Origin of the sequence: Aeromonas sp. BIGb0445, assembly GCF_024809075.1 — a bacterium.
In the GTDB taxonomy this organism is placed as follows: domain Bacteria; phylum Pseudomonadota; class Gammaproteobacteria; order Enterobacterales; family Aeromonadaceae; genus Aeromonas; species Aeromonas rivuli.
The window spans coordinates 117,240-141,498 of record NZ_JANUES010000001.1; the positions used below are offsets into that span (position 1 = coordinate 117,240).

General features: G+C 60.6%; 20 protein-coding genes. 9 read left to right on the forward strand and 11 right to left on the reverse strand.

Annotation, left to right across the window (positions count from 1 at the left end; all coding sequences use genetic code 11):
- Positions 1 to 8: 8 nt before the first annotated feature.
- Genes M2367_RS00515 through M2367_RS00525 form a run of 3 tightly spaced genes read right to left on the reverse strand, consistent with a single transcriptional unit; the run spans position 9 to position 2,769 of the window.
- Positions 9 to 662 (reverse strand): TenA family transcriptional regulator, encoded by a 654-nt coding sequence (locus M2367_RS00515; protein WP_259235482.1) that lies wholly within the window; start codon positions 660 to 662, stop codon positions 9 to 11.
- Positions 659 to 2,128, reverse strand: a complete 1,470-nt coding sequence (locus tag M2367_RS00520; RefSeq protein WP_259235483.1) for an AMP-dependent synthetase/ligase — start codon at positions 2,126 to 2,128, stop codon at positions 659 to 661. The genes M2367_RS00515 and M2367_RS00520 overlap by 4 nt, the downstream gene beginning before the upstream one ends.
- On the reverse strand, positions 2,125 to 2,769 hold the full coding sequence (locus M2367_RS00525; RefSeq protein ID WP_259235484.1) for a thermostable hemolysin: 645 nt from the start codon (positions 2,767 to 2,769) through the stop codon (positions 2,125 to 2,127). Before M2367_RS00525 ends, M2367_RS00520 begins: the two co-directional genes overlap by 4 nt.
- Before the next feature lie 195 nt (positions 2,770 to 2,964).
- Here M2367_RS00525 and M2367_RS00530 point away from each other — a divergent pair, with 195 nt between their 5' ends.
- The gene (locus M2367_RS00530) at positions 2,965 to 3,615 is read left to right on the forward strand and encodes a class I SAM-dependent methyltransferase (RefSeq protein ID WP_259235485.1); all 651 of its coding nucleotides are present in this window, start codon (positions 2,965 to 2,967) and stop codon (positions 3,613 to 3,615) included.
- A gap of 102 nt (positions 3,616 to 3,717) precedes the next feature.
- Positions 3,718 to 4,938 carry a winged helix-turn-helix domain-containing protein gene (locus M2367_RS00535; RefSeq protein WP_259235486.1) on the forward strand — a complete coding sequence of 407 codons (1,221 nt, stop codon included), beginning with the start codon at positions 3,718 to 3,720 and terminating at the stop codon, positions 4,936 to 4,938.
- A 77-nt stretch (positions 4,939 to 5,015) separates the two neighbouring features.
- Here M2367_RS00535 and frdD read toward each other — a convergent pair whose 3' ends face one another.
- The 7 genes from frdD to mscM all read right to left on the reverse strand — a co-directional run bounded on the left by frdD (position 5,016) and on the right by mscM (position 14,982).
- Positions 5,016 to 5,372, reverse strand: coding sequence for a fumarate reductase subunit FrdD (gene frdD / locus M2367_RS00540; protein WP_042040878.1), 357 nt, complete (start codon positions 5,370 to 5,372; stop codon positions 5,016 to 5,018).
- Positions 5,373 to 5,383: 11 nt separating this feature from the next.
- Positions 5,384 to 5,782 carry a fumarate reductase subunit C gene (locus M2367_RS00545; RefSeq protein ID WP_259235487.1) on the reverse strand — a complete coding sequence of 133 codons (399 nt, stop codon included), beginning with the start codon at positions 5,780 to 5,782 and terminating at the stop codon, positions 5,384 to 5,386.
- A 16-nt stretch (positions 5,783 to 5,798) separates the two neighbouring features.
- Positions 5,799 to 6,533 carry a succinate dehydrogenase/fumarate reductase iron-sulfur subunit gene (locus M2367_RS00550; protein WP_042040876.1) on the reverse strand — a complete coding sequence of 245 codons (735 nt, stop codon included), beginning with the start codon at positions 6,531 to 6,533 and terminating at the stop codon, positions 5,799 to 5,801.
- Positions 6,526 to 8,388 (reverse strand): fumarate reductase (quinol) flavoprotein subunit, encoded by a 1,863-nt coding sequence (gene frdA / locus M2367_RS00555; RefSeq protein ID WP_084218143.1) that lies wholly within the window; start codon positions 8,386 to 8,388, stop codon positions 6,526 to 6,528. Before frdA ends, M2367_RS00550 begins: the two co-directional genes overlap by 8 nt.
- Positions 8,389 to 8,903: 515 nt before the next feature.
- Positions 8,904 to 10,781 (reverse strand): methyl-accepting chemotaxis protein, encoded by a 1,878-nt coding sequence (locus M2367_RS00560; protein WP_259235488.1) that lies wholly within the window; start codon positions 10,779 to 10,781, stop codon positions 8,904 to 8,906.
- A gap of 69 nt (positions 10,782 to 10,850) precedes the next feature.
- A complete protein-coding gene (locus tag M2367_RS00565) occupies positions 10,851 to 11,609 on the reverse strand; it encodes a glycerophosphodiester phosphodiesterase (RefSeq protein WP_224431113.1) in 759 nt (252 codons plus the stop codon).
- A gap of 103 nt (positions 11,610 to 11,712) precedes the next feature.
- Positions 11,713 to 14,982, reverse strand: coding sequence for a miniconductance mechanosensitive channel MscM (gene mscM, locus M2367_RS00570; RefSeq protein ID WP_259235489.1), 3,270 nt, complete (start codon positions 14,980 to 14,982; stop codon positions 11,713 to 11,715).
- Positions 14,983 to 15,138: 156 nt separating this feature from the next.
- Here mscM and M2367_RS00575 point away from each other — a divergent pair, with 156 nt between their 5' ends.
- Complete coding sequence (locus M2367_RS00575; RefSeq protein WP_259235490.1) at positions 15,139 to 16,479, forward strand: MATE family efflux transporter; 1,341 nt, start codon at positions 15,139 to 15,141, stop codon at positions 16,477 to 16,479.
- Between the two features lie 74 nt (positions 16,480 to 16,553).
- Here the strand turns inward: M2367_RS00575 and M2367_RS00580 are convergent, their stop codons facing one another.
- Positions 16,554 to 17,381, reverse strand: coding sequence for a M23 family metallopeptidase (locus tag M2367_RS00580; protein ID WP_259235491.1), 828 nt, complete (start codon positions 17,379 to 17,381; stop codon positions 16,554 to 16,556).
- 295 nt (positions 17,382 to 17,676) lie between these two features.
- Here M2367_RS00580 and M2367_RS00585 point away from each other — a divergent pair, with 295 nt between their 5' ends.
- The 6 genes from M2367_RS00585 (at position 17,677) to M2367_RS00610 (ending at position 24,258) form a co-directional block, all read left to right on the forward strand.
- Positions 17,677 to 18,222: a fimbrial protein gene (locus M2367_RS00585; RefSeq protein WP_259235492.1), complete on the forward strand. Its 546-nt coding sequence runs from the start codon at positions 17,677 to 17,679 to the stop codon at positions 18,220 to 18,222.
- 10 nt (positions 18,223 to 18,232) lie between these two features.
- The gene (locus M2367_RS00590; RefSeq protein WP_052448199.1) at positions 18,233 to 18,994 is read left to right on the forward strand and encodes a fimbria/pilus periplasmic chaperone; all 762 of its coding nucleotides are present in this window, start codon (positions 18,233 to 18,235) and stop codon (positions 18,992 to 18,994) included.
- 210 nt (positions 18,995 to 19,204) lie between these two features.
- Positions 19,205 to 21,658: a fimbria/pilus outer membrane usher protein gene (locus tag M2367_RS00595; RefSeq protein ID WP_259235493.1), complete on the forward strand. Its 2,454-nt coding sequence runs from the start codon at positions 19,205 to 19,207 to the stop codon at positions 21,656 to 21,658.
- Positions 21,655 to 22,392, forward strand: coding sequence for a molecular chaperone (locus M2367_RS00600; protein ID WP_259235494.1), 738 nt, complete (start codon positions 21,655 to 21,657; stop codon positions 22,390 to 22,392). The genes M2367_RS00595 and M2367_RS00600 overlap by 4 nt, the downstream gene beginning before the upstream one ends.
- A gap of 59 nt (positions 22,393 to 22,451) precedes the next feature.
- The gene (locus M2367_RS00605) at positions 22,452 to 23,447 is read left to right on the forward strand and encodes a fimbrial protein (RefSeq protein ID WP_259235495.1); all 996 of its coding nucleotides are present in this window, start codon (positions 22,452 to 22,454) and stop codon (positions 23,445 to 23,447) included.
- Positions 23,448 to 23,484: 37 nt separating this feature from the next.
- Entirely contained in the window at positions 23,485 to 24,258 is a 774-nt protein-coding gene (locus M2367_RS00610; RefSeq protein WP_259235827.1) for a BPSS1780 family membrane protein, read from the forward strand.
- Position 24,259: the final 1 nt, after the last annotated feature.

A 24,259-nucleotide genomic window follows, 5' to 3' on the forward strand; every position in this document is an offset into this window, starting at 1 on the left:
GACAGCCATCAATGGCGCTCCGTCAGGCTGTAGAGCATGTCGCCGTAGAGGCGGTAGACCACCTTGGCGGCATGAACAATGGCCCCCTGATCGGCCGGGTTCTCGACCCTGTCCATCAGGGATGCGAAGAACTTGAGGTGTTCCTGATCCAGGGCGCCGTGGGAGCTGAGATAGCTCATCGCCTGGGGTGGCAGACCCAATCCGCTCTTGAGCTGGTCGGCAATGGTGGTCGCGATGGCCACGCTGGTGCCTTCCAGCACCTGCACCATGCCGAAGAAGGCCATGGGATTGCCACGGGCTATCTGGTCATAGAGGAAGGCCACCATCAACTCGATGGGCTGCTCGGGCTGGCCGTGGCGCACCGCCTCTGCATCACCGCCGCAGGCGCGGATGTCGCTTAAGATCCACTCCTGATGACCGTACTCCTCGTCGATGTACTCCCGGATGGCGCCGCGCACCCACTCATACTCCTGTCCCAGCTTGCCGCCGGTGGCCATCAGCAGCGGCATGGTGTGGCGCACATGATAAAAGGCTTGGGCCAGGAAGGTGAGATAGGTCTGGCGGCTGATCTCGCCGCGGCGACAGGCTTCGATGATGGGCGCGCTGAGCAGATGTTCGCGCTCATGTGCGGTGGTGTGTTGCAGGGTCTGATAGAAGCTCATGAGGTCTCTCCTGTGAGGCCTTGGGTCAGGCATTGCTCGATCTGCCGGGAAAAGTGGTGATAGATCTCGTTGCGGCGGGGCCGACCGTTGGCGGTCAGCAGGCCGGGGTGCTGATCCAGCGCCACCGGCAGCCAGTGGTGGATGCGGGCGTAATCGGGCAACTGCTGGTTGAGTTGCTCGATCTGTTGCGCCAGCTGGGTATGGCTGCCGGGCAGCGCCTGGATCAGCGCCACGTTGGCGGGCTGACCGTCGCCAAATACCACGATGCGGCCGATGGCGGGACAGAGCTGGGCCTCGGCCTCTATCCATTCGGGGGAAAAGTTGCGACCAAAGGCGGTGATCTGGACATTTTTCTTGCGCCCGGTGAGGTGCAGATACCCCTCCTCGTCCAGTTGGCCGAGATCGCCTGTGGCAAGGGTGCCCTGGTTGCACTGGGGGTCACCCAGGTAGCCGAGCATGGTGGCGCCCTCCACCATGACCTCGCCATCCAGGGCAATGCTGACTCGGCAGTGGGCCAGAGGCCTCCCCACGCTACCCACTTTCATCTGATCCGGGCCATTGAGCGCCACGACAGAGCCGCATTCGGAGAGGCCATAACCCTCATAGACGGGCAAGCCGAGGGCGCGGGCACGCAGGATCAGTGCAGGGGCCACCTTGCCGCCACCGACGGCAATGAAACGTACCTCCCCGGCGAGATCTGGCTGGTTGGCGCGCAGGCCGACCAGCAGGCGCAACAGTTCGGGCACCAGCACCAGACTGTGGCTGGGCCAGCGTGTGAGTGCCTCGGCCAATATCATGGGGTCCAGCTTGCTGGAGCCGGAGAAACCAAGCTCGACCGGGGAAGGGATGCGGCTGCAGGCGCCGGTGAGCAGCGGCACGTACAGACCGCTAAGATTCTCCAGCAGGGTGGCCAGGGGCAGCAGGGTCAGGTGCCGTTCAACCCCGGCTGGCGCGACCCGTTCGGCCAGGGAGTGGCACACCCTCATCAGATGGGGCCAGGAGAGGCAGACTCCCTTGGGCTGCCCCGTGCTGCCGGAGGTGTAGGTTATCTTGGCGGTACCCTCTGGCAGGGCTGGGACCTGAGCTGGCTGGCAGCGCCACAGCGTCAGTTCGGCGCCGAGCAGGGTGAGGGGGTGATCCGCTTGCCAGCCATCACGGGCAGGGCCGACCAGGGCATCGGCCCCGCTGCTCTGGAGCAGCCAGGCCTGCTGCTGCGCACTAAAGAAGTGGGGCACGGGGATCACGACGATGTTGGCCAGGGCGCAGGCCAGGTCGATCAGCGCCCAGGGCAGGCCATTATCGAGTTGCAGGGCGAGGCGGCGCACCCCCGCGTCTTCCAGACGCCAGGCCAGGCTGCGTATTTGAGGCCAGAGTTCGCCATAACTCAGGCTCTGCTGGCTGTCACACAGGGCCGGGCGGTGCGGATCCTGACAGGAGAGATCGAACAGGGTGTCGAACAGGCTCATAAGGATGCCCTCATCTGGCAGGGAAACAGGGACGGCATCGGCCCCAACAGGGAGATCAGCAGACTGTTCTGGCTCAACATCTGGCGCCCCAGGCCGAGATCGCCAGCCATGACTCTGGGCTGGCACTGGTAATAGGCCCCCCAGGCCTGAGCGTCTTCACCGACCCGGTGCGGCTCGGCGCTCGCCAGCTCAACGGGCTCGAGGTGCAGGCGATGGAAACTGTTGCGCAGCTTGGCGGTGCCGGTGAAGACCACCACATCCAACGCATTGTCACAGAGCAGGCAGGTGAGGGCGGCGAACATCAGGCGCGCATTGCCCGGGGTCAGGCAGGCGAAGTTGCCGACCTCTATGATGCGCTCTCGCCCCGTCTGGATGCCGAGGCCGCAGGCGATCGCATCTTCAATCGGCTGCTCCAGATACTGCTCCAGATAGAGGGGCTCATCCCTGGCAAGCTGGAGGCCACAGGCCCCCACCAGCAGACCATCGGCGCGATAGAGACCGACGAGGCAAGAGAGAAAGTGGGGTATGGTGGCATCGAATTCACGCTGATAGGCGTGCTGGATATAGGCTTGCAATTCGGCCCTCTGCTGCGGCTGCTCGGCCAGCACGAGCCGATAGGGGGCTTGGATATCTGTCGTCATGAGCCATCTCCTCATCGTCAATGAGTGCAGCCTAAAAGAGCAAACTTAAGACACCATTAAGAAGATGAAAAAATAGGCTCCGATAATGTCCGGTCATGACGCAGTCGCACTCCGCCCTTGCCATGGCGTCTGTGGGCAGGCACATTGCTCGCCGACCAAGATCGCGCTTCATCCCGATACAAGTAAGGAGTCTGTGTGGAACTCTGCGCCTGCCCCCTGTGCGGCAGCACCCGGCACTATGCCTTGCCGGTGGCTGACAAGCTGTATGGCCGCTGCCTCGACTGTGCCCTGGTGTTCATGGCGCCGGTTCATCGGCTGGATGATGCGACCGAGAAGCGGGTCTATGACGGCCACCAGAACGAAGTGGATGACCCCGGCTACCGCAGGTTTCTGATGCGCGCCTTTGGTCAGGTGCTGGCGCAGATCCCGGCGCCCGCGAGCGGGCTGGATTTCGGCTGTGGCCCGGGACCTGCGTTGCTGGCCATGGGGCGCGAGTCGGGTTACCAGATGGCCGGTTATGACAAGTTCTATGCCGACCTGCCCGCCCTGTTGACTCGGCAATATGACTTCATCACCAGTACCGAGGTGATTGAACATCTGGCCGAGCCAGGCGCCGTGCTCACCCAGTTGTGGGATTGCCTCAAGCCCGGTGGCCTGCTGGTGTTGCAGACCCAGCGGGTGCTCAGCGACGAGCGCTTTCGGCATTGGCGTTATCGCCACGATCCCACACATATCGTTTTTTTCGCCGACGCCTCCTTTCACTGGCTGGCAGCGCGGCTCGGCGCACAACTGAGTCTGCCTCACCCGGATGTGGCCGTGCTCGCCAAGGGCAGGATTCAGCCCTAGGGACGCCCTCTTCAGCGGGGATAGCGTCCACATGGTGTAGCCCGGTTTTCATCCGGGCCACTTTTGGGCATGCTGGGGATCCACTCTCCCGAGGCCATCCCCATGTCTGCCATTCATCTCAGTGTTCAGGATGCCCGTCATCTGCAACTCGCAGCCCAGGGTCTGCTGGCGCCGCCCAGGCGCAAGGCGGGCCCGGCCGATCTGCTGGCCTGCATCCGCCGCATGGCGCTGCTGCAGATAGACAGCATCTCTGTGGTGGCGCGCAGCCCCTATCTGGTGCTGTTCAGCCGGCTCGGCCACTACGATCCCGTCTGGCTGGAGCAGTTGCTGGCCGAGGGGGATCTCTTCGAATACTGGGCCCACGAGGCCTGCTTCGTCCCCCGGGAGGATTACCGGCTGCTGCGCCATCGGATGCTGGATCCCGCCGCCATGGGCTGGAAGTTCTCCGCCCAGTGGCTCAAGACCCACGGCGGCGAGATAGAGCAGATAGTCGAGCGGATTCGCCGGGATGGCCCGGTGCGGGCCATCGACTTCGAGCGCAAGGGGGGCAAGGGCAATGGCTGGTGGGACTGGAAGCCGGAGAAGCGCCACCTGGAGGTGCTGTTTACCGCAGGGCGCCTGATGGTGCGCGAGCGGCGCAACTTCCAGCGGGTCTACGACTTGGCCGAGCGGGTCATGCCCGAGTGGGACGATGGGCGGGATCTGCCGAGCCCTGAGCTCGCCCAGCGAGACATGGTGCGGGCCAGCTGCCGGGCGCTGGGGCTGGTCAAGACCGGCTGGGTGGCGGATTACTACCGGCTGCGCCGTGGCAAGTACGACGCCCTGCTCCATCAGCTGGCGGACGAGGGGGAGCTGTTGCCGGTGCGGGTGGAGGGCTGGCAGCACGGCGCCTTCGTGCACGCATCGCTCTCCGATGAGCTGGCCCGGGCCCAGGCTGGCACTCTCAAGGCGACCCACACAGCCGTGCTCTCGCCCTTCGATCCCCTGGTGTGGGATCGCAAGCGGGCCAGCGAACTGTTTGGCTTTGACTACCGCATCGAGTGCTACACCCCGGCTCCCAAGCGTCAATACGGCTACTTCGTGCTGCCCCTGCTGCGCCGGGGCAAGCTGGTGGGGCGTCTGGATGCCAAGGCTCATCGCAAGGAGGGGGTGTTCGAGGTCAAGAGCCTCTACCTGGAGGATGGGGTCAGGGTGAGCGCCTGCCTGGCGCAGGATCTGGAGAAGGCGCTGCAAAAACTGGCCGACTGGCACCAGACGCCGTCTCTGCACGTCGCTGCCATGCCAGCCTCCCTGCGGGCCCTGTGGCCAACGCCGCGCCCTTAGCCCGCAGGCTAAACGACAGCCAAACAAAAACCGGGCACTGGGCCCGGTTTTAGCATCTGTTGCTGGCAACCTAAGGATTACTGGAGTACCAGCACCATCAGCAGACCGATTGTGATGGCGGACACCAGGAAGGCGAAGCCATAGAACACATAGTGGTGCAGCTTGGTGGTGTGGATCCCAAGGTCGTGCAGGCCGTGGTAGATGCGGTGCATGCCGTGCCAGATGGGCAGGGCTATGATGACCAGCAGTATGCAGGCACCCCACCAGGAGCTGGCGAAGTCGTGCACGCGCTCGAAGCTCATGGTCTCCACGTCCATGATGCCCATGGGCACCAGCAGACCGGTAATGAGGACAATCACCGGCAGCAGCATGGCAACCACCATGCCACCGGCACCAAAGAGTCCCCAGTAAATGGGTTCGTCAGAACGTCTCATCATTAATCTCCTCAGGCCACGATGATCAGGACAAGCAGGGATACCACCGCCAGCGCCACATACTGGACGATGACGATCGGCTTCTCCGGCAGCAGGTCTTCACCACGGAAGATGCGCATGGCCTTGGGAGCCAGGGCGAACCAGGTCTTGGCGTGGAACAGGCAGGCTGCCAGCGCGATGACGTGGAACAGGATGGCGATCGGGCTCTGCAGGGATTCCAGCCAGCCGTTGAACGCCTCCTGACCCTGAACCAGTCGCAGCAGACCCCACATCAGCACCACGGCATAGATGGAGACGAAGATGCTGGTGCCTTCGCGGATCATGTAACCGGTGTAGAAGGCGTTCTTCAGCCACCAGTCTTTCTTCATTTCGCGCACGTAAGGCTTACGTTTGCTATTGGTGTTGTTCATGGTCTCACTCCTGATCTCAATCTGGCTTGAACATGGCGATCATGTAGTCCTTGGCACTCTCGACCTTGCCAAGCTGGATGGCAGCGGCCGGATCCACGCCCTTCGGACAGACATCGGAGCAATAACCCACGAAGGTACAACCCCAGACACCCTCATCCTGGCTGATGATCTTCATCCGCTCCTTGGACGCGCCATCGCGGTTGTCGGCGTTGTAGCGATAAGCCAGCGCCAGGGCCGCCGGGCCGGTGAACTTCTTGTTGATGCCATACTGCGGGCAGGCGGCGTAGCACAGACCACAGTTGATGCACATGGAGAACTGGTGATACTTCGCCATGTCAGCCGGGGTCTGGGTGTACTCGCCGTCGCACAGGTTGCGCGGCTCAGACGGGATGATGTAGGGCTTGATGCTCTCCAGCTTCTCGATGAAATCGGACATGTCGACCACCAGATCGCGCTCGATCGGGAAGTTGTTGAGCGGTTCGATCTTCATCTTGCCCGGCAGGTAGTCCCGCAGGAAGGTCTTGCAGCCCAGCTTCGGAATGCCGTTGACCATCATGCCGCAGGAGCCGCAGATCGCCATCCGGCAGGACCAGCGGAAGCTTAAGGTAGAGTCCAGCTGATCCTTGATGTACTGCAGGGCATCCAGCAGGGACATCTCTTTCAGATAAGGCACCTGGAAGGTCTGCATCCAGGGCTCGTTGTCCTGCTCCGGGCGGTAGCGCAGGATCTCAATTTCGATCATCTCAGCCATGTTTGTTAGCCTCGTCTTGTTTCTCACCCTCGGAACCGTGCACCTGTTCAGCTACCGGTTGGGATGCCATGGTCGCGGCCTTTTTGGCCTTGTCCTGCTGTTCACCCTCGGAGCCATAGACGCGTTTTGCCGGTTGGGATTTAGTGATCTTCACATCGGAGTAGTCGATGGTCGGGGCGCCTTGCTGGTTATAGAAGGAGAGGGAGTGCTTGAGGTAGTTCAGGTCATCCCGCTCCTCAAATCCATCCAGCCGCTGGTGGGAGCCACGAGACTCTTTGCGGTTGATGGCGGAGTGGGCCATGGCTTCGGCCACGTCCAGCATGTAGCCCAGTTCGATGGCGTACAGCAGATCGGTGTTGAAGACAGAGGACTTGTCGTTGATCTTGACCTTCTTGTAACGGGCCTTCAGCTCGTTGATCTTGTCGATGGTGCCCTGCATCAGCTCTTCGGTACGGTAGATACCGACCCCGGCTTCCATGGACAGGCCCAATTCGTTGCGGATATCGGCCGGGTTTTCGGTGCCGTCGATGTCGAGCAGAGAGAGGTGCTGCTTGATCAGTTGCTCGGCCTTGGCGGCCAGGGCCTGGGTGTCGCCATGGGTCTGGGTCTTGGCAAATTCACCGGCGTGCTCACCGGCCACCTTGCCGAACACCACGATTTCGGACAGGGAGTTGGAGCCCAGCCGGTTGGCGCCGTGCAGACCGACGGAGGCACACTCGCCGAGGGCATAGAGGCCCGGCATGCGGGTGGCGCATTGGCCGTTGGTCTCGATGCCACCCATGGTGTAGTGGGCGGTCGGACGAACCGGGATCGGCTCCTTGACCGGATCCACACCCACGTAGGCCTTGGCCAGTTCGCAGATGAAGGGCAGGCGCTCTTTCAGGTACTTCTCGCCGAGGTGGCGCAGGTCGAGGTGCACCACGTCGCCCATGGGGCCTGGGATGGTGCGGCCTTTCTGCTGCTCCTGCCAGAATGCCTGGGAGAGACGATCGCGCGGGCCCAGCTCCATGTACTTGTTCTTGGCCTCGCCGACCGGGGTTTCCGGGCCCAGACCGTAATCTTGCAGATAGCGGTAACCATCCTTGTTGACCAGGATGCCACCTTCACCACGACAACCTTCGGTCATCAGGATACCGGTGCCCGGCAGGCCGGTCGGGTGATACTGGACGAACTCCATGTCCCGCAGGGGCACACCGTGACGGTAGGCCAGGGCCATGCCATCGCCGGTGACTATGCCACCGTTGGTGTTGTAGCGGTAGACACGACCGGCGCCACCTGTGGCCAGAATGACGGACTTGGCCTGGATGAAGCGGGTGATGCCGTTCTGGATATCGAAGGTCAGGACACCCTGGACGCGGCCATCTTCCACGATCAAGTCCATGCAGAAGTGCTCGTCGAAGCGCTTGATGGTCGGGTACTTGATGGAGGTCTGGAACAGGGTATGCAGAATGTGGAAACCGGACTTGTCGGCGGCAAACCAGGTGCGGGGGATCTTCATCCCGCCGAAGCGGCGCACGTTCGCCTTGCCGTCCGGTTTGCGGCTCCAGGGGCAGCCCCAGTGCTCCAGCTGGACCATCTCCTGGGTACAGTTTTCGACGAAGTAATCGACCACGTCCTGCTCGCACAACCAGTCGCCACCGGACACGGTGTCGTTGAAGTGGTTTTCGAGGGAGTCATCGTCGCGGACAACACCGGCGGCGCCACCCTCTGCGGCCACGGTGTGGCTGCGCATCGGGTAGACCTTGGAGATCAGGGCGATCTCCAGATCCGGGTGGGCTTCTGCTATGGCGATAGCGGCACGCAGGCCACCACCACCGGCACCGATGATGGCGACATCGGTCTTGATAATATCCACATCTGCCTCCTTAGGGATAGATTTGCTAGGCACGATTTTGCTCTATGAAAAAAATTCAGGCTTGATACAAGTCAAACTGCTCTGTTTTAGTGCGTGGCAATGGTGACTTTTATGCAAATCACCCCATTCCATGGACAAAACTGCCGTATTCATCGCCATCCTTCAGTCAGCTCGGATTAGCCGCATTGCGGATCGTTGTCATTTAAGTCCAAGATTGTACTTAGTTTTCTGTCAAAAAAATGAGAAACACCTCTCTTTTTAGGTATTAACCCTAACGTTTTTAAGTTTTTTATCAAAAATATTTAATAATAATTATTCGCATGGTCTTGTGCCAAAAAGGCGTCAAAAAAGTAATGCGAATATAACTGAGTGGGGACTTATATGAGTAAATTCGTTACCTGGATGGAGAGCGGGCTCACAGCCAGGTGGGGGGAAAGGGAATGATGGCCACAGAAGCAAAAAGAGTTTATCAAACAAAGGGGCCTGAATGGCCCCTTTGTTTTTTTTCAACGCGCTCAGATGCGGAACATGCCGACCTGATTGCTCAATTCTCCCGAGATGTTCTTGAGTTGGGCGGAGAGGTTGCGGGAGCTATCCGCATCCTCGGCCAGCTCGTCCGAGACATCCTTCACCGCCTGTATGTTGCGGCTCACCTCGTCGGTGACGGCGCGCTGTTCCTCGGCGGCACTGGAGATCTGGGTCGCCATGTCGGAGATCTGATTGATGGAGGCGGTGATCTGCTCCAGGGCCAGGGTGGCGTTGCTGGCATCATCCACGCTGTTCTGGGCGAGCAGTTGACCCTCGTGCATGGTGCTGACCGCCCCCTGGGTGTTGCGCTGCAGGGTCTCTATCATGCTGCGGATCTCGACGGTGGAGCTGTGGGTGCGCTGGGACAAGACTCGCACCTCGTCGGCGACCACGGCGAAGCCGCGACCCTGTTCACCGGCCCGGGCGGCCTCGATGGCGGCGTTGAGCGCCAGCAGGTTGGTCTGCTCGGCGATGCCCTGGATGGTGGAGAGGATGGTGTTGATCTCCTGAGCGTTCTTCTCCAGCTCTTGAATGATGCCGGAGGCTTGCTTCACCTGGGTGGCGAGATCGGTGATTGATCTCTGGTTGCGGGCAATCACCTGCTTGCCGTGCTCACAGCTGCTGGAGGAGGTGCGCGCCGCATCGGCGGTCTGCTCGGCGTTGCTGGCCACCTCGACGGCGGTGGCGGACATCTCGTGTACCGCAGTGGCAATCTGGGAGATCTCGTTCTGCTGGCGGGCCAGCCCCTGGCTCGATTTCTCCGCCATGTTATGAGAGGAGCTGGCCTGCTGATTGAGCTGACCCGAGGAGTTGGAGATGTCCTGCACCATGACGTGGATGCGATCGATGAAGGTGTTGAGGTGTTTGGCAACCGTACCCACCTCGTCTTCCCGCTCAATCTTGACCCTGCGGGTCAGGTCACCATTACCACGGGAAAGGTCGGCGATGGCCTCACCCAGGGTCTGCAAGGGGGAGAGCGCACGGCTGATGGCCAGGGAGGAGAAACCCGCCACTATGAGGATGGTGAGCAGTCCCTGCAGCAGGGTGGAGGTCACCATGCGCGACACCGATTGATAGGCCACCGCCTCATCCACCACTATGCCGAAGTACCAGCTGGAGTTGGGAATTTCGGTCAGGTCGAATACGCTCAGCTTGCCGCCGATCACCATGTCGGAGATGGCGCCATCATGGGCCAGTTCGTTGACCTTGGCAGGGGTCAGCTCGGGGGAGATCTCGGTGGCGGGCTTGAGGGCCAACGCCTTGTCCGGGTGGGCGATGATGACGCCACTCTTGTCGACCAGCACGGCATAGGTACCTTCCTGGTTCATGGCCAGGATATCGCGCACCAGGCTGTCGATGGAGACGTCACCGGCGATGACGCCCTGGGTGTTGCCCCGGGTGAAAGGCTCGGCGATGGTGATGATGAGCTGGCCCGTGGTGATGTCGGCATAGGGCTCCGTGATGATGAGCTTGCCGGCGGCGATGGCTTCCTTGTACCAGGGGCGCTGGCGAGGGTCATAGCCAGCGGGCAGGTCGGTCGGCTTGCTCTGGATCATCTTGCCATCCTGAGTCCCGGCGTAGACGAGGTCGAAGTTGCCGGCATTCATGGCCTGGGCCAGGTGGCTGATGGGGGCATCCTGATCGGTGAAGGCCTCCTTGGCGGAGGTGACCATGCCGATGCGCGAGTCGAGCCAGCGGGAGATCCCCTTGACGTTGGAGGTGGAGCTCTCGTCGATGATGTTCCAGACCAGGCGCTGGGTTTCACTCTTGAGCTGGCTGGTGTTGTACCAGACCTGCAGCCCGGTAATGATCAGAATGATCAGGCCGACGGCCAGTACCAGCTTGTTTTTGATAGATAGGTTCATGGGTACATCCTTGTGAGCGTCTGTCTGCGTTAGTCAGAATGGATTATTTTATTGTTATGGTCCCTTAGGTTATCGGCCGATTTCCGGCTTCTTTATCCCCTCGACCCCTTTATTTTCGTGGTCTGTGGCGTTTTGACCCAGCTCAGGGTCCTGCAGCATCCGCTCGGGACTGTTGGTGAAGATTCCATCGACCCCCCATTCATGTAATTGCCGGGCATCTTCCAACTGATCGACCGTATAGATCAGCACCTTGAATCCGCGATCATGGGCATCCCTCACCAGGGCTTCATCCACGAAATCGAGGTCGCAGTTCAGTGACCAGGCATTGAGTGCCTCGGCGGCATGGGAGAAGGCCAGGGGGCGATTGGCGATGAGGGCGCCGAGCCGGATCTCGGGGCGCAGTGCGCCGAAGCGGGCCAATTCGGGGTGATGGAAGGAGGAGACCAGCCACTGCTCCGGGGTAAAGCCGAGATCGCGCTCGGCACGTCGGGTGAGGGCCGCGACCCCCTCTGCCGTATCACTCCCCTTGAGCTCGATATGCAGCTCACAGCGTCCCTTGAGAAGCGTCATGACTTGCCACAGGAGGGGAATGGGCTCCCCCTCACCGGCATCCAGGCCATGCAAGTAGTCGGCACGTTGTCGGCTCAGCACCCCATGACCATTGGTACAGCGTTCCAGGCGACGATCGTGGAATACCCACAGTTCGCCATCTGCTTGCTGCACGTCTATCTCGATGGCAGGGGCACCCAACTCGAGGGCAAGGCGTATGGCCTTGAGGGTATTTTCCGGGGCCAGGCTGCTGGCCCCGCGATGGGCGATGATCTGCATTGGCGGGCTCCTGTTGTCGGTGTCGGTGCACGGCGCGGCGCTTGTTGCACCCTACCAGCCCCGCAGGGTGCAATGAACAACGTGAATTGCATCGCTATCCATATCATCCCCGACTCATCCGAATGTCGATTTGTTGGTGAGGCAGATGCATGCCTAACTGATGCAGTTTTTCCAGGATGGCCGAGTGGACCTCGTGGGTGATCGGCATCCGGTGATCCATGTTGTTGACGTAGAGCCGGATCTCGTAGATGAGCGCCGAGTCGGTGAACTCGATCAGGAACACCTCGGGGATCGGGGTATCCAGCACCAGGCTGGATTCACGCACGCACTGCTCGAGCAGCTGCTGCACCCGCTTGGGATCCTGGGTCAGGCCGATGCGGATACGCAGCTTGACCCGGGTGATGGCATCGGACAGTGACCAGTTGATAAACTGTTCGGTGATGAAGGCCTTGTTGGGCACAATGATCTCTTTCCTGTCCCAGTCCACGATAGTGGTGGCGCGGGTCTTGATCTTGGAGACTGTCCCGGTCAGATCGCGGATGGTGACGGTATCGCCGAGCCGGATCGGCTTCTCAAACAAGATGATCAGGCCGGAAACGAAGTTGGCAAAGATCTCCTGCAGGCCGAAGCCCAGCCCCACCGAGAGCGCCGCCACCAGCCACTGGGTCTTGGACCAGTCGATGCCGAGCATGGAGAAGCCGGTCAGGGCGCCTATCAGGATGACCATGTATTTGCTGACGGTGGTCAGTGCAAAGCCGGTGCCGGGGGAGAGGCTCAGGTGTTGCAGCAGGGTGAGCTCCATCAGACCCGGCAGGTTGCGGGCCGTCATCACCGTCAGGATGAAGACGAACAGGGTCAGCATCAGATCCTGCAAGGTGATGGCCGAGAGCTGCTCTATGCCCGCCACCTTGCTGCTTACCTGCCAGACCTCGATGTTGCTCAGGAAACTGAAGGCCGAGTTGAGATCGGACCATTGCACCACCACCAGTATGGTGAAGCCCAGCATCAGCAAGGTGCGGATAAGGCCGAGGGACTGGGCACTGATGGTGTCCAGATCCAGCTCCTGCTCCTCCACCACATCCGGGATCTCGGAACTGAGGTCATCTTGTTCTTCCCGTTCACGCTGGGCCAGGATCTCGGCGCGGCGGCTCTTGGCGCGCTCGAAGGCGAGTCGCCTGCGCTGGATCAGCATCCAGCGTCTTGCCAGGTAGTAGACCAGCAGGCAACCGAGCCCCATCAGCAGGCTCACTTCCAGTTGGCGCAGCAGGATGCGGGAGGTGTAGAAGTAGCCGAGCAGGGCACCGGTCACCGCCACCAGGGGCGCCAGCATGAGGGCGTTCCAGATGAAGTGGTGCAACAGATGTGGCTTGTTCATGTCTGCCTGTCCCCAGGTGAGCGGCAGCCGCTCATGATTGAGGCGCACGAAGAAGAGCAGCAGCCAGAGCGCCCCCACGATGAAGGCGAGTCGCCCCAGGGTGTCGTAGAAGGCGTGCTCTTGATAGCTGTCGGCCATGCCCTGCACGAAGAAGCTGGGGATCAGGATCAGCAAGAGGGTGCGGAACTGGCCCCAGACGCGGGTCACTTGCACGCCACTCCAGCCGAAGTGGTGAATGAGTATGCCTTTCTCCAGGGTGAGATGGCGCACCAGCAGCAGGGCCAGCAGCAGGAACCAAATCTCGCCGAGCCCCTTGGCGACGGCGATGGCGAAGGGATATTGCCAGGCTCCCTCCAGCTGGTAGCGCAGTAGCAGTGCCATGGCGGGCAGGGGCAGGGCGGCGACCAAGGATCGCAGCAGCAAACGACTGGTCAGGCTGAATTTGTCCTGGGTTACCTTGCCGACCCGTGAGGCTATCTGCTGGCTGAAATTGCTCAGATGGCGGGCCAGCCGGATCCAGAGCCCGAATAGCAGCAGCAGGGTGAGGACGATGAAGGTGAGGCGGGTGGCGCCCTGTTCGGCCAGGGCCAGGGGCAGTTGCCACCAGTTGGCAGGATCGAATGCCAGTCCCAACGCGGCAGGCACCCCGAGCAGGACGGCCGGGGTCAGGGGAGGCACATCCGGCAGCCAGAACAGATGGCTGGCGCTGAGATCGCGAATTTCGTCTATTTTGCTGTTCTGGCGGATGTAGAGCAGCTTGAGCCTGGTCTGCTCCTGGATCAGGGTATCGGCGGCATCATTGAGCCGGGTCAACAGCAGGCGGCGGGTCTTGAGCAGGTTATCGAGCACTGTGATCTGGGTGCGGTCGAGCTTGTTGTTCTCCTCTTCGAGCAGTCTATCCCTGACGTGAGCCGGATCCTTGAGCCCCTCCTGCTCCCCTTCATAACGGTATTTGGCGATGCGCGACTGCACTATGGCCGATTCGAGCTTGTCGAGGGGGAAGTAGGCGGGCAGGTCGGCCAGTTTGCTGCGCAGGTTTTCACCGTAAGCATTGCTTATCTGCAACCATTCGAGCTGTTCGCGTACCGAATCGACCAGGTCATTGAGGTGGGAGAGGCTGTTGTCCAGATCCCGCTGCTCGTCTTGCACCCTTTCTATCTGCTCTTCCAGGGTACCGAGCTGGATGGAGAGCGTCTGGTTCTGCTGTTGCTGCTCCTGCAGCAGCGGCATGTCGGCGGTGAGCTGGGCCTTGAGCCGCGCGCTCTGGGCCAGGGTGCGTTCGGTATTCTGGCGTCTGAGCAGGTTCTGCTGGCCGATGAGGGCATTTTGCCACTCGTCTTCATCCGTGATAGCGAGGTTGAGCCCCTGCACCTTGAGCTTGGCAAGATCGCTGCGCTGCTGGGCGGAGAGCTGTTCCAGCTCCAGCATCTGGATCCGGTCAGACAGCGCCTGCTCCTTGAGGCGGGTCATCAATTGCAATGCCTCATGCTGACGATCCGACTCGCCACTGAAACTCATCCGATCGAGCTGAGCGCGGGTCTGTTGCAGCTGCTTGCGCAGCTCATCGATACGCAGGTGAAACTCCTGGCCGGTGATCTCCTGCTGATTGAGGTTGTCGATCAGCTCCTGACGCTCCTTGCGCAGGTTGAGCTGGCGATTGTTGCTCAGCCCCAGTGCCTGACGCAGGGCATCCTCGCTCAGGCTAGCGAGGGGCACCCTGTTGGCGGGCTGGTAGTTGTGCAGGGCATCTTTGAGCCGTGCCGACTCATTGGGGTAGTCGATCATCAGTTGTTGATAGGCTTTACCCTGTGCCCGGTAGCGTTCCGCATCCCGGGCGTATTGCAGTGCCTGCTGATAGCTTTCCCGCAGCTTCTGATGCTCAGGTGCATCGCCCTTGGGCACGCTCTGGAGCAGCTCCTCTATCTGCGAGGTGGCGTCATCGGCCTGGGAGAGCAGGGGAAGGCAGAGGAAAAGTAGGGGGAGCAGGCGTTGCAACATGAGGCTCGTTTCCGTTCGAGAGAAGAGTCCTAGCCTAAAGCAGGGCTCTGGGCGGGTAAAGTTTTACATATTAATGATTCGTAACATAAATAACGGGTAGGGATGGCTTTGTTTGGCTATTATTCTGCCCCCTCCTGTTTCGTTGTTGAGAGTCCTATGTCGACCCTGGATCTGGGCACTGCCCCACTCGGCCGTCTGTTCTTGCGCTATGTCACACCGACCGTGGCCGCCATGCTGGTCACGGGTATTTATGTCACCATAGATGGCATTTTCGTCGGCCACATTCTGGGCCAGGATGGTCTGGCGGGCATGATGCTCGCCTATCCCATCTGCGCCGTGCTCTATGCGGTAGGTGCCCTCATCGGCATGGGCGCCAGCGCCCGGGTCTCCTTCTTGCAGGGCAAGGGGGAGTCGGAACTGGCCCGGTTGATTGTCGGCAATGCCTTGCTGCTGGTGCTGCTGGCATCCTTGCTGCTCAGTGGCATCGGTCTCATCTATGGGGATGCGCTGTTGCGCTGGATGGGGGCCGAGGGCGCCGTGTTCGAGGCCGGCATTGCCTACCTCGACTGGTACGCCCTGCTTGGGTTCTTCGCCGTGCTCTCCATGGCCTTTACTGCCCTGCTGCGCAACGATGGCCGTCCAGGTCTGGCTACCTGGATCCTGGTGGCCGGAGGCGTGCTCAATGTGCTGCTCGATTATCTGCTGATGGTCGTGTTGCCATGGGGGCTGGCGGGGGCCGCCATCGCCACCATGCTCTCACAAGCGATGACGGGGGGGCTCTGTCTGTGGCACTTCCTCGGCCGCCGCAGCCAGCTACGCATTCGTTGGGACAGCCTGCGTCCGGATTGGCGTCAAATTGGCCAGACGTTGCAACTCGGCTTCTCCAGCTTCCTGATGTACCTCTATCTCTCCGTGGTGTTGGCCATGCACAACAAGGCCCTGCTAGGGGTGGGCACCTCGTTGCATGTGGCCGCCTATGGCGTGATCAGTTACACCGAGGCCTTCTTCTATCTCATCTTCGAGGGGATCGCCATGGGCATCCAGCCCATCGCCAGCTTCAATGCCGGGGCCGGTCTGTGGCACAGGGTCATTCGCGTTCGCAACCTGGCGCTCGGTGCGACCCTCGCTATCGCCTTGGTGGCCCTGTTTCCGCTCTACCTCTGGCCAGAAGGGGCCGTTTATCTGTTTGCCGGTGACAATCCTGGGTTGTTACCTGTGGCGACGCTGGGGATCTGGCTCTACTTCTGGGGCCTGCCGCTGGAGGGATTGTTGCTGGTGGGCGCTACCCATTTTCAGGCCATAGGGCGAGCCCGGTTGGCATCCCTGCTCACCGGCGGCAAGCTGGTGCTGATCGGCGGCTTCTTGTGGCTATTTTCCACCCTGTGGGGGGTGGCCGGTGTCTGGCTGGCCCTGCCCAGCAGCAGTGCCCTGCTGGTGGCCATCATGATCTGGGCCATGGGCCAGGAATCTGCGCTGCATGGCCGCGCCACCCCTTGAACCTAGAGCACGGATGAATGACAGAAAAAAGGCAGCCGATGGCTGCCTTTTTTCTGTCTGTTCGATAGTCGAGGTCAGGGTTTGAAGGCACCGATAAAGATGGCGGGATCGACCCGGCTGTCGTTGAGGCTGACGTTCCAGTGCAGATGGGGACCTGTGGCGCGGCCAGTTGAGCCGACTCGACCGAGAATACCGCCCCTGGGCAGGCTCTGACCCACAGTCACATCCACCTTGGAGAGATGGCAGAACATGCTGATCAGCCCCTGGCCGTGATCGACAAAGACGGTGTTGCCATTGAAGAAGTAGTTACCGACGAGGATGACCTTGCCCGCCGCGGGAGCCTTGACGGGGGTGCCGGCACCGACCGCAAAGTCGAGCCCTGAATGGGGATTGCGCTCCTCGCCATTGAAGAAGCGCCGCAGTCCGAATGGGCTGGAGAGGGGTCCCTGTACCGGCTTGTCGAACAGCAAGTTGCTCGGCTGGATGGGGCTAAAGGTCTGATAAGCCTGGGTCTGCTCGGCCAGCTCGCGCTGGATGCGGGCGAGATCATCCGGGTTGGGATTGACCTGACGCTTGTTGTTGAGCTTGATGTGCTGCTCGCGGTAGTGCTTGTCTTCGACCTTGAAGGCGAGGGTGCGGCCATCGGCCAGGTCGAGCTGATGCCCACCGAGTTTGCTCTTGAGCGGAATGCCGACGATGGCGATCCACTGTTTATCTTGTTCCTTGACCACCAATACGGGTTTTCCCTCATAGCGAGGAGCGGGTGTCTGGCTACCCTCATCGAGAGGGATCACGGCAACGCCACCGGGAACGGGTTGATTGAGCAGACGGCTGATAAAGCTGGGTTCAGCCTGCAAGACTGCACTGCACAGCAGCAGACAGAGGGGGAACAAGAGGCGCATGACCACTCCGGATAGGGGAAAATTGCAAAGGGGTTATGATGCCACATCCTCGTTTATCTGTCTGACATCTCCAGGTTGAATAGTACTTCCCCCTGAAACAAGGAATGGTTCACTTGGGGCTTTCTCTATATTTGGCCTGCGACAGGCACAGCGCCACAGGTTGTGCTATTTACTAATAAGTCATTAATTTTGGTCGTTAAATGACACCCATCAAGGATGATGTGCCGGAGATAGAAAACAGAGCATTGCCAGCACACCGAGTTGAGCTATCCCAACGGGTTAGGTGGAGGTTGTGATGAAAATAAATCTTCTTGTGGCTCTTGGACTCTCGGCCAGCTTGCTGGCCTCGGGGTCTGTCTTGGCCTTCAATGGCACCATAACGATCACTGGGGAGGTCACGGCGGGAACCTGCGACATCTCTGTCAACGGCGGCAGTGCCTCGGCGATTGTGACCCTGCCCACCGTCAGTACCAATGCGCTCTCCGGTCTGGGAGTAACTGCCGGTGCGACAGGTTTCAATCTGGAGCTCACCAGTTGCCCGACAACGGGCTCGGTGCGGGCCTATTTCGAGAACTTTGGCGTGGCCCAGAGCACCGGCAACCTGAGCAACAAAGCGGTGGCGTCCGGGGGCAAGAATCCGGCAGCGAATGTGGAGGTGCAGATCCTCGCATCCGACAGTACGCCTATCGATCTGAGAGATAACACGGGCAACGATGTGCTGGTTGATTTCAATGCGACCGGCGATGCCACCCTCTATTACAGCGCCCAATACATAGCCACTGGGGCTGTGGGGGCAGGGTTGGTGTCCGCTGATCTCATTTACTCGCTCGACTATCACTGAGATCAGCCCCATGAGCATGGCATGGCGTCTGGCCCGTCTGGGTGGCATGTGCGGCCGGTTTCTGCTCCCTGGGGTAGTGATCTTGCCCATGTTGGCCTGGGGCCAGGTCCAGATATCTGGCACCCGGGTCATCTATCCCTCCACGGCCCGTGAGGTGACGCTGGAGCTGACCAATAAGGGCACGCTGCCCGCGTTGGTACAGATCTGGATGGACAGCGGCGATCGTCGGATCCGACCCGGTGCCGACAGATTGCCATTCCTCATTACTCCCCCCATTACCCGAATAGAGGCCCTGCGAGGCCAATCCCTGCGCCTGGCTTATGTGGGGCAAGGGTTGCCATCCAACAAGGAGTCGGTGTTCTGGCTCAATGTGCTGGAGGTGCCGCCCAGCGCCAAGTCTGCCGTGGCGGGTCAGAATCTGGTGCAACTCGCCTTTCGCTCTCGCATCAAGCTGTTCTACCGGCCCCAGGGGCTAGCCGGTGACATCCAGAAATCCGCCAATGGTTTGCAGTGGCAACTACTGCATCAGACGAGTGGCTATGTGCTGCGTGCCAGCAACCCGAGCAGTTACCACGTCAGTATCAGCCATCTCGATCTGACGACGGTTCAGGCCGGGCAGTATGCCAATCGCAGTGGTGGCATGGTGGCGCCTGGGGCCAGCTTTGATTTTCCTCTGGAACGATTGAGCGGGCCAGTGCAGGCCAAGACGGTGACCTTCTATTGGCTTAATGATTATGGTGCCCGCGAGGTGGGCCGATTCGCGTTCAACTGACGAGCACCGGGCCGGGGGAGTAAGCCCGGCATCAGGTCTTCCCGCATTCGATGTCAGTCTGTATCTGGAGGGGGGTGCGCCGTGATTGCCAGTGATCTCCCTGCCGCCGTGTCGATGACTGGCCATCATGTTTACCTCCCCCCTTGCCGGATATCTTGCCGGGTTACACGTATTTTCCTGCTTATAATGCTGCTCATCGGTCATGTCGCAATGGCCGCTGAGACCGTGCAAGCCAAGGCGGTAGCGGCTCCCGAACCGGTGGAGTTCAATAGTCAGCTGCTCGATGCGCTTGGCATGGACATCGACCTGACCCGCTTCTCCCGCGCCGATTTTGTGCCACCAGGCATGTATCAACTCGATATCATCATTAATGGCCAGGACAAGTTGAGCCAGCAGCTGGAGGTGAGGGCGAGCGCGGATCCCCAGTCACCCCGCTTCTGCTTCAAGGCGGGTCAGGTCGAGCAGTGGGGCTTGCTGATAGACCAACTTCCTGATCAGGAGACAGTTAACGCCCTGCTGCAGAGCGATTGCATCGAAGTCGACGCTTTGGTGCCTGAGGCCCGTTTCACGCTGGACCTACCTAGCCTGACGGGTGCCCTCAGCCTGCCGCAGGCCTATGTCGGGCGAGTACGCCGCAATTATGTGGGACCGGATCAGTGGGTGGAGGGGATCAATGCCGGTTTTGTCGGTTATAACGCCAACCTCTACTACAGCGACCAGCAAGGCGCATCAGACCGGCTCAGCAGCAACATCAACCTCAATACCGGCCTCAATCTGGGGAGCTGGCGTTTACGTCATAACGGCTCCTTTCAGAGCGAAGGGGACTATCAAGCGCTCAACAGCTATGCCCAGCGGGATATCACGGTGCACAGAGCCCAGCTCACCTTGGGAGAGTATTTTACCCCGGGGGACAGCTTTGACAGTGTGCCCTTCACGGGGGTGCAGCTGGCCAGCGATGATGCCATGCTGCCGGATTTTGAACGTGGCTTTGCCCCTGTGGTACGCGGCACCGCCGAAACCAATGCCAGGGTCACCATCCGTCAGGGAACGGCGCTCATCTATGAGACCCAGGTTGCCCCAGGTGCTTTCGCCATCGACGATCTCTATGCCACCAGTTTTGCGGGGGATCTCGATGTGACCATCACAGAGGCGGATGGCCGTGAGCGCAGCTTCACCCTGCCATTCTCCTCCGTGGTGCAGATGCTGCGCACCGATGCCTCCCGGTTTAGCCTGACCCTGGGACAATATCGCAATGATGATGGAGCGGATGGCCCCAATTTCTTGCAAGGCACCTACAGGCGTGGCCTCTCCAATACCCTGACGCTCTATGGCGGCACTATTGCGGCGCAAGATTATGGCGCCCTGCTGGGGGGGTTGGCGGTGGGATCCGATTATGGTGCCCTGGCACTCGATCTCACCGGTTCCTGGGCGCGGGATCTTCCCCCCGAGTCCGGATTAGCCGGGGATCTGTCGGGGCAGAGTTATCGGGTGACCTACAGCAAGCAGCTGGACTACACCCGCACCTACTTCACTCTGGCCGCATACCGATTCTCGAGTGAGGGGTATCTGGATCTTGATGATGTGGCGGCATTGCAGGGGGATCGCCTCAATGTGTTGCAGCGGGAGCGCAACCGCTTCCAGCTCAACATCAGCCAGCCGGTGGGAGAGCTGGGCGATCTCTACTTCAGCGGCATCGCCCGCAACTACTGGGGGGGAGAGCCGAACAACAGCAGCTTCCAGCTGGGTTACAACAAGGGATTTAGCTGGGGCAGTCTCTCCCTCTCGGTCAGTCACTCCCTCAATGAAGACGACGGCGGGGATCAATATGTACTGAGTCTCAGCATTCCCATCGGTGAAGCGCTCGGCGGGCCAAGACTGAGTAGCACCCTCTCTTATCAGGAGGGACAGGGCTACAGCGCCCGTGCCGATCTCAATGGTGGTGCGCGTGATGGCTTGCTCTATTACGGGCTCTACGCCAGCAAGAATGGGGGCGGGGCACCCAGCCACTATGGCTATGGCGGCAACTTGCAGTATCAGGGGGCGGCGGCTCAACTTGGGGCCAGTACCAGCCAGGGAGATGGTTACTCCCAGTACGTTGCTTCGGCCAAGGGGACCTTGCTGGTACATAAAGATGGGTGGGTACTGGGGCAGACGCAGGGGGAGACAATGGCGCTGGTGGAAGCCAAGGGCGCCCAGGGGGCCAAGATAAGCCATGGCATCGGCAGCGAGGTCGATGGGGATGGTTATGCGGTATTGGCCGGGCTCAATCCCTATCGTAACAACATCATCAGTCTGGATCCGGGCGGCCTGCCGGTGGACGTGGAGATAGATGGCAGTGCGCAGATGGTGGCCCCGAGGCGCGGCGCCATCGTCAAACTCGACTATGAGACCCATATTGGTCAACCCTTGCTGGTGCAGGCCCAGCTACCGGATCGGATAACGCTGCCGTTTGGCGCCGATGTGATCGATAGCAGTGGCCGCTCGGTGGCCGTGGTCGGCCAGGGGGGGCTCATCTTCGTGCGTGGTGAGCAGGGTCAGCTGCACGTGCAGTGGGGCAAGGAGGGAAGCCAGCGCTGCCGTCTGGACTATCGACAACCCAAGCCGGACCCTGCCATTCCCTATCAGCAGGTGACCGCGCTCTGCCAGCCGGAGGAGACACCATGATGCAAAGAGGCGGGTTCTATTGTCTGATGCTGTGCTCGCTCCTCCTGTGGGGAGAGCAGGGGCGGGCAGCCATCAATCTGATGACGACGCGTCTCATCTATCCGGGCGGGGCACCGGAAGCCAGTCTCAGGGTGTTCAACGATGACCCGCGGCCCAACTTGTTGCAGGTCTGGGTCGATGAGGGGGATGCGCAGCAGGGACCGAGTCAAAGCAAGGCGCCATTCTTGGTAACCCCTCCCATGATGCGGCTTGGGGGGGGCAAGGGCCAGACGCTGCGTGTTTACGGGACTGATACCAAGAGTCTGGTGCAGGATCGCGAATCCCTGTTCTGGCTCAATGTGCTGGGTCTGCCCCCCAATGCGGTCACTGACGGGGCCAGGGTGCAGCTCGCTTATCGCACTCGCATCAAGCTGCTCTATCGACCCGCTGGCCTGCCTGGTTCAGTGAGGGAGGCGGTAACTCGGCTGAATTGGCAAACCGGGCCGGGGCTGGGGGTGACTGTGTTCAATCCCGGTGGGTTCTATATCAGCCTGAGCGAGGTGTTGATCTCCCATGGTAAAAAGCCCCTAGTCTGGCAAGAGGCCGCCCTGATCCCGCCTCTGGGCAAGCTGTTCCTGCCCATGGTGGGGGGGAGTGAGGCCCCATTGCAAGGTGCCCGTGGCCGAGTGCGCTGGATTGATGATGATGGCAATTATCATGAGCAGGATTTTCGATTGGGGCAGGGGGCAGGATGATAAGTTTCAAAAACCATACGTGGGTGAATTGGGCCCGGCCGGTGACTCGGCGAGTGGGTATGTGGGGAGTGGTCTTGCTCGGCGCGCTGTGCTGCCTGCCCGAGGCAAACGCCGTCAACGGCCAGTGCACCAGCCCCTTCCTGGCTACAGTCCCGGTGACCAACCCTGCCAGCGTCTATCAACCGGGGGATACGGCCACTGGCAGTTTTGCCACCACCAGTACGGCGACCTGCGACTGTACCGGCATCGGTATTGGTCTCTTGATGACGGTTTACTACCAGGGGACCACCACCTTGCCGACCATTGCCGACCCCCTGGGCACCCTGATCAAACTCAATGATTATTTCGGTCTCAAGGCGGAGTTCAATGCCGGAGGGGGGTATCAAACCGTCCCCTTCAACAACACAACGACAGGTCTGTTGTCCGTTTGTGTGGGGGGGCTGTTAAATGTGTCTGTGCTAGGGGGGATCAGCGTCAATGGTGGGCGATATACCCTCAAATTGCTCAAGGGGATTACGGGGACCCAAACCTTCAGCGGCACTGTCGCCAGCCTCTTCGTGCGCCGCGCCGCTATGCCCAGTACTGCGGTTGGTAACGAGTTCAGCCGGCTGGCCATGAATATCAGCATCACCTCGACTCCGAGTTGTCAGTTTCCGGCGGGCACCAGCATCCCCCTGGATCTCGGCGCCGTGGCCCAGAGCGCCTTCGTCGAGGGGGGCGTGCCACAGGGTTATGCTCCGCGCAGCGTCAACGTGAGTGTGACCTGCAGCCAGATCCCGAGCGACTATGTGATCCCGCTCAGTTACCGTTTTGGTGGCGCCCTCACCAGCCAGGGCAACTTCATCAGCACCAGCCTGGCGGGGGTCGGTATTGGCTTGTTCCAACAGGATACGGATACCCCTATTCCATTTGATACAGCCATCGAGGTACCCTATTCGCAAAGCACCCATAAGACTGACTACAGGGTGAGGGTGTATCCGACCAAGCTGCCCGGTCAGCCGGTACGAACCGGGCCCTATACGGCCACCGTCATGGTGACGGTGACTGTGCCCTGAGCCGCCCTCTGCCCGCCCATCCGATCGAGGCAACATGATGAGTACCCAGAGCGCCCTGCGCACCGAACCCCAGCGTCATCCCATAGGACGTGGCTGGTTATGGATCCGTAGCGGATTCGATATCTTCAACAAGGGCATGGGACTGAGCGTCGCCATGTTGCTGCTCTGGCTGGGGGTTGGCCTGCTGATCGAACAGCTGCCCGCAGGAGGCTTCATCTCCCAACTGCTCTACATGGTGTGGATGGCCGGCTGGATGGTGGTGGCCAAGGGGGGGGATGAGCAGGGGCGCTTGACCTTCTCCGACCTGTTCGCAGGCTTTCGCCATCGCTTGACGCCACTGATCATGGGGGGGCTGTTTGCCCTTGGTCTCTTCACCCTGATCGCCATGCTCTGTTTCGGACTGCTCTCATTGTGGGGGCTGAGTGATCTGTTCAGCCAGGATCCCGAACAGCTCTCCCTGACGGTGGAGCAGGCCAGGGGCGTGCTGCTCTGCGTACTGCTGGGGATGCTGCTGCTGGTGCCGGTATTGATGGCGGTGACCTTTGCCCCCGCCCTCATCTATTTCCATGATGTCGGAGCCTGGCAGGCCGCCAAGCTGAGCTTCATCGGTTGTCAGCGCAATATGTGGCCCTTCCTCTGGTGGGGCTTGCTGGGCTGCGTGATGTTGCTACTCGGCACCCTGCTGATGCTGATTGGCCTGCTGGTGGTGTTGCCTGCGCTCAACTACTCCATCTATATGGCATACAAGGATATTTTCCTCATCGAGCAAGAGGGGGAAGAGCAAGTGGTGCTGACCGGCTTCGAAGCCTGAT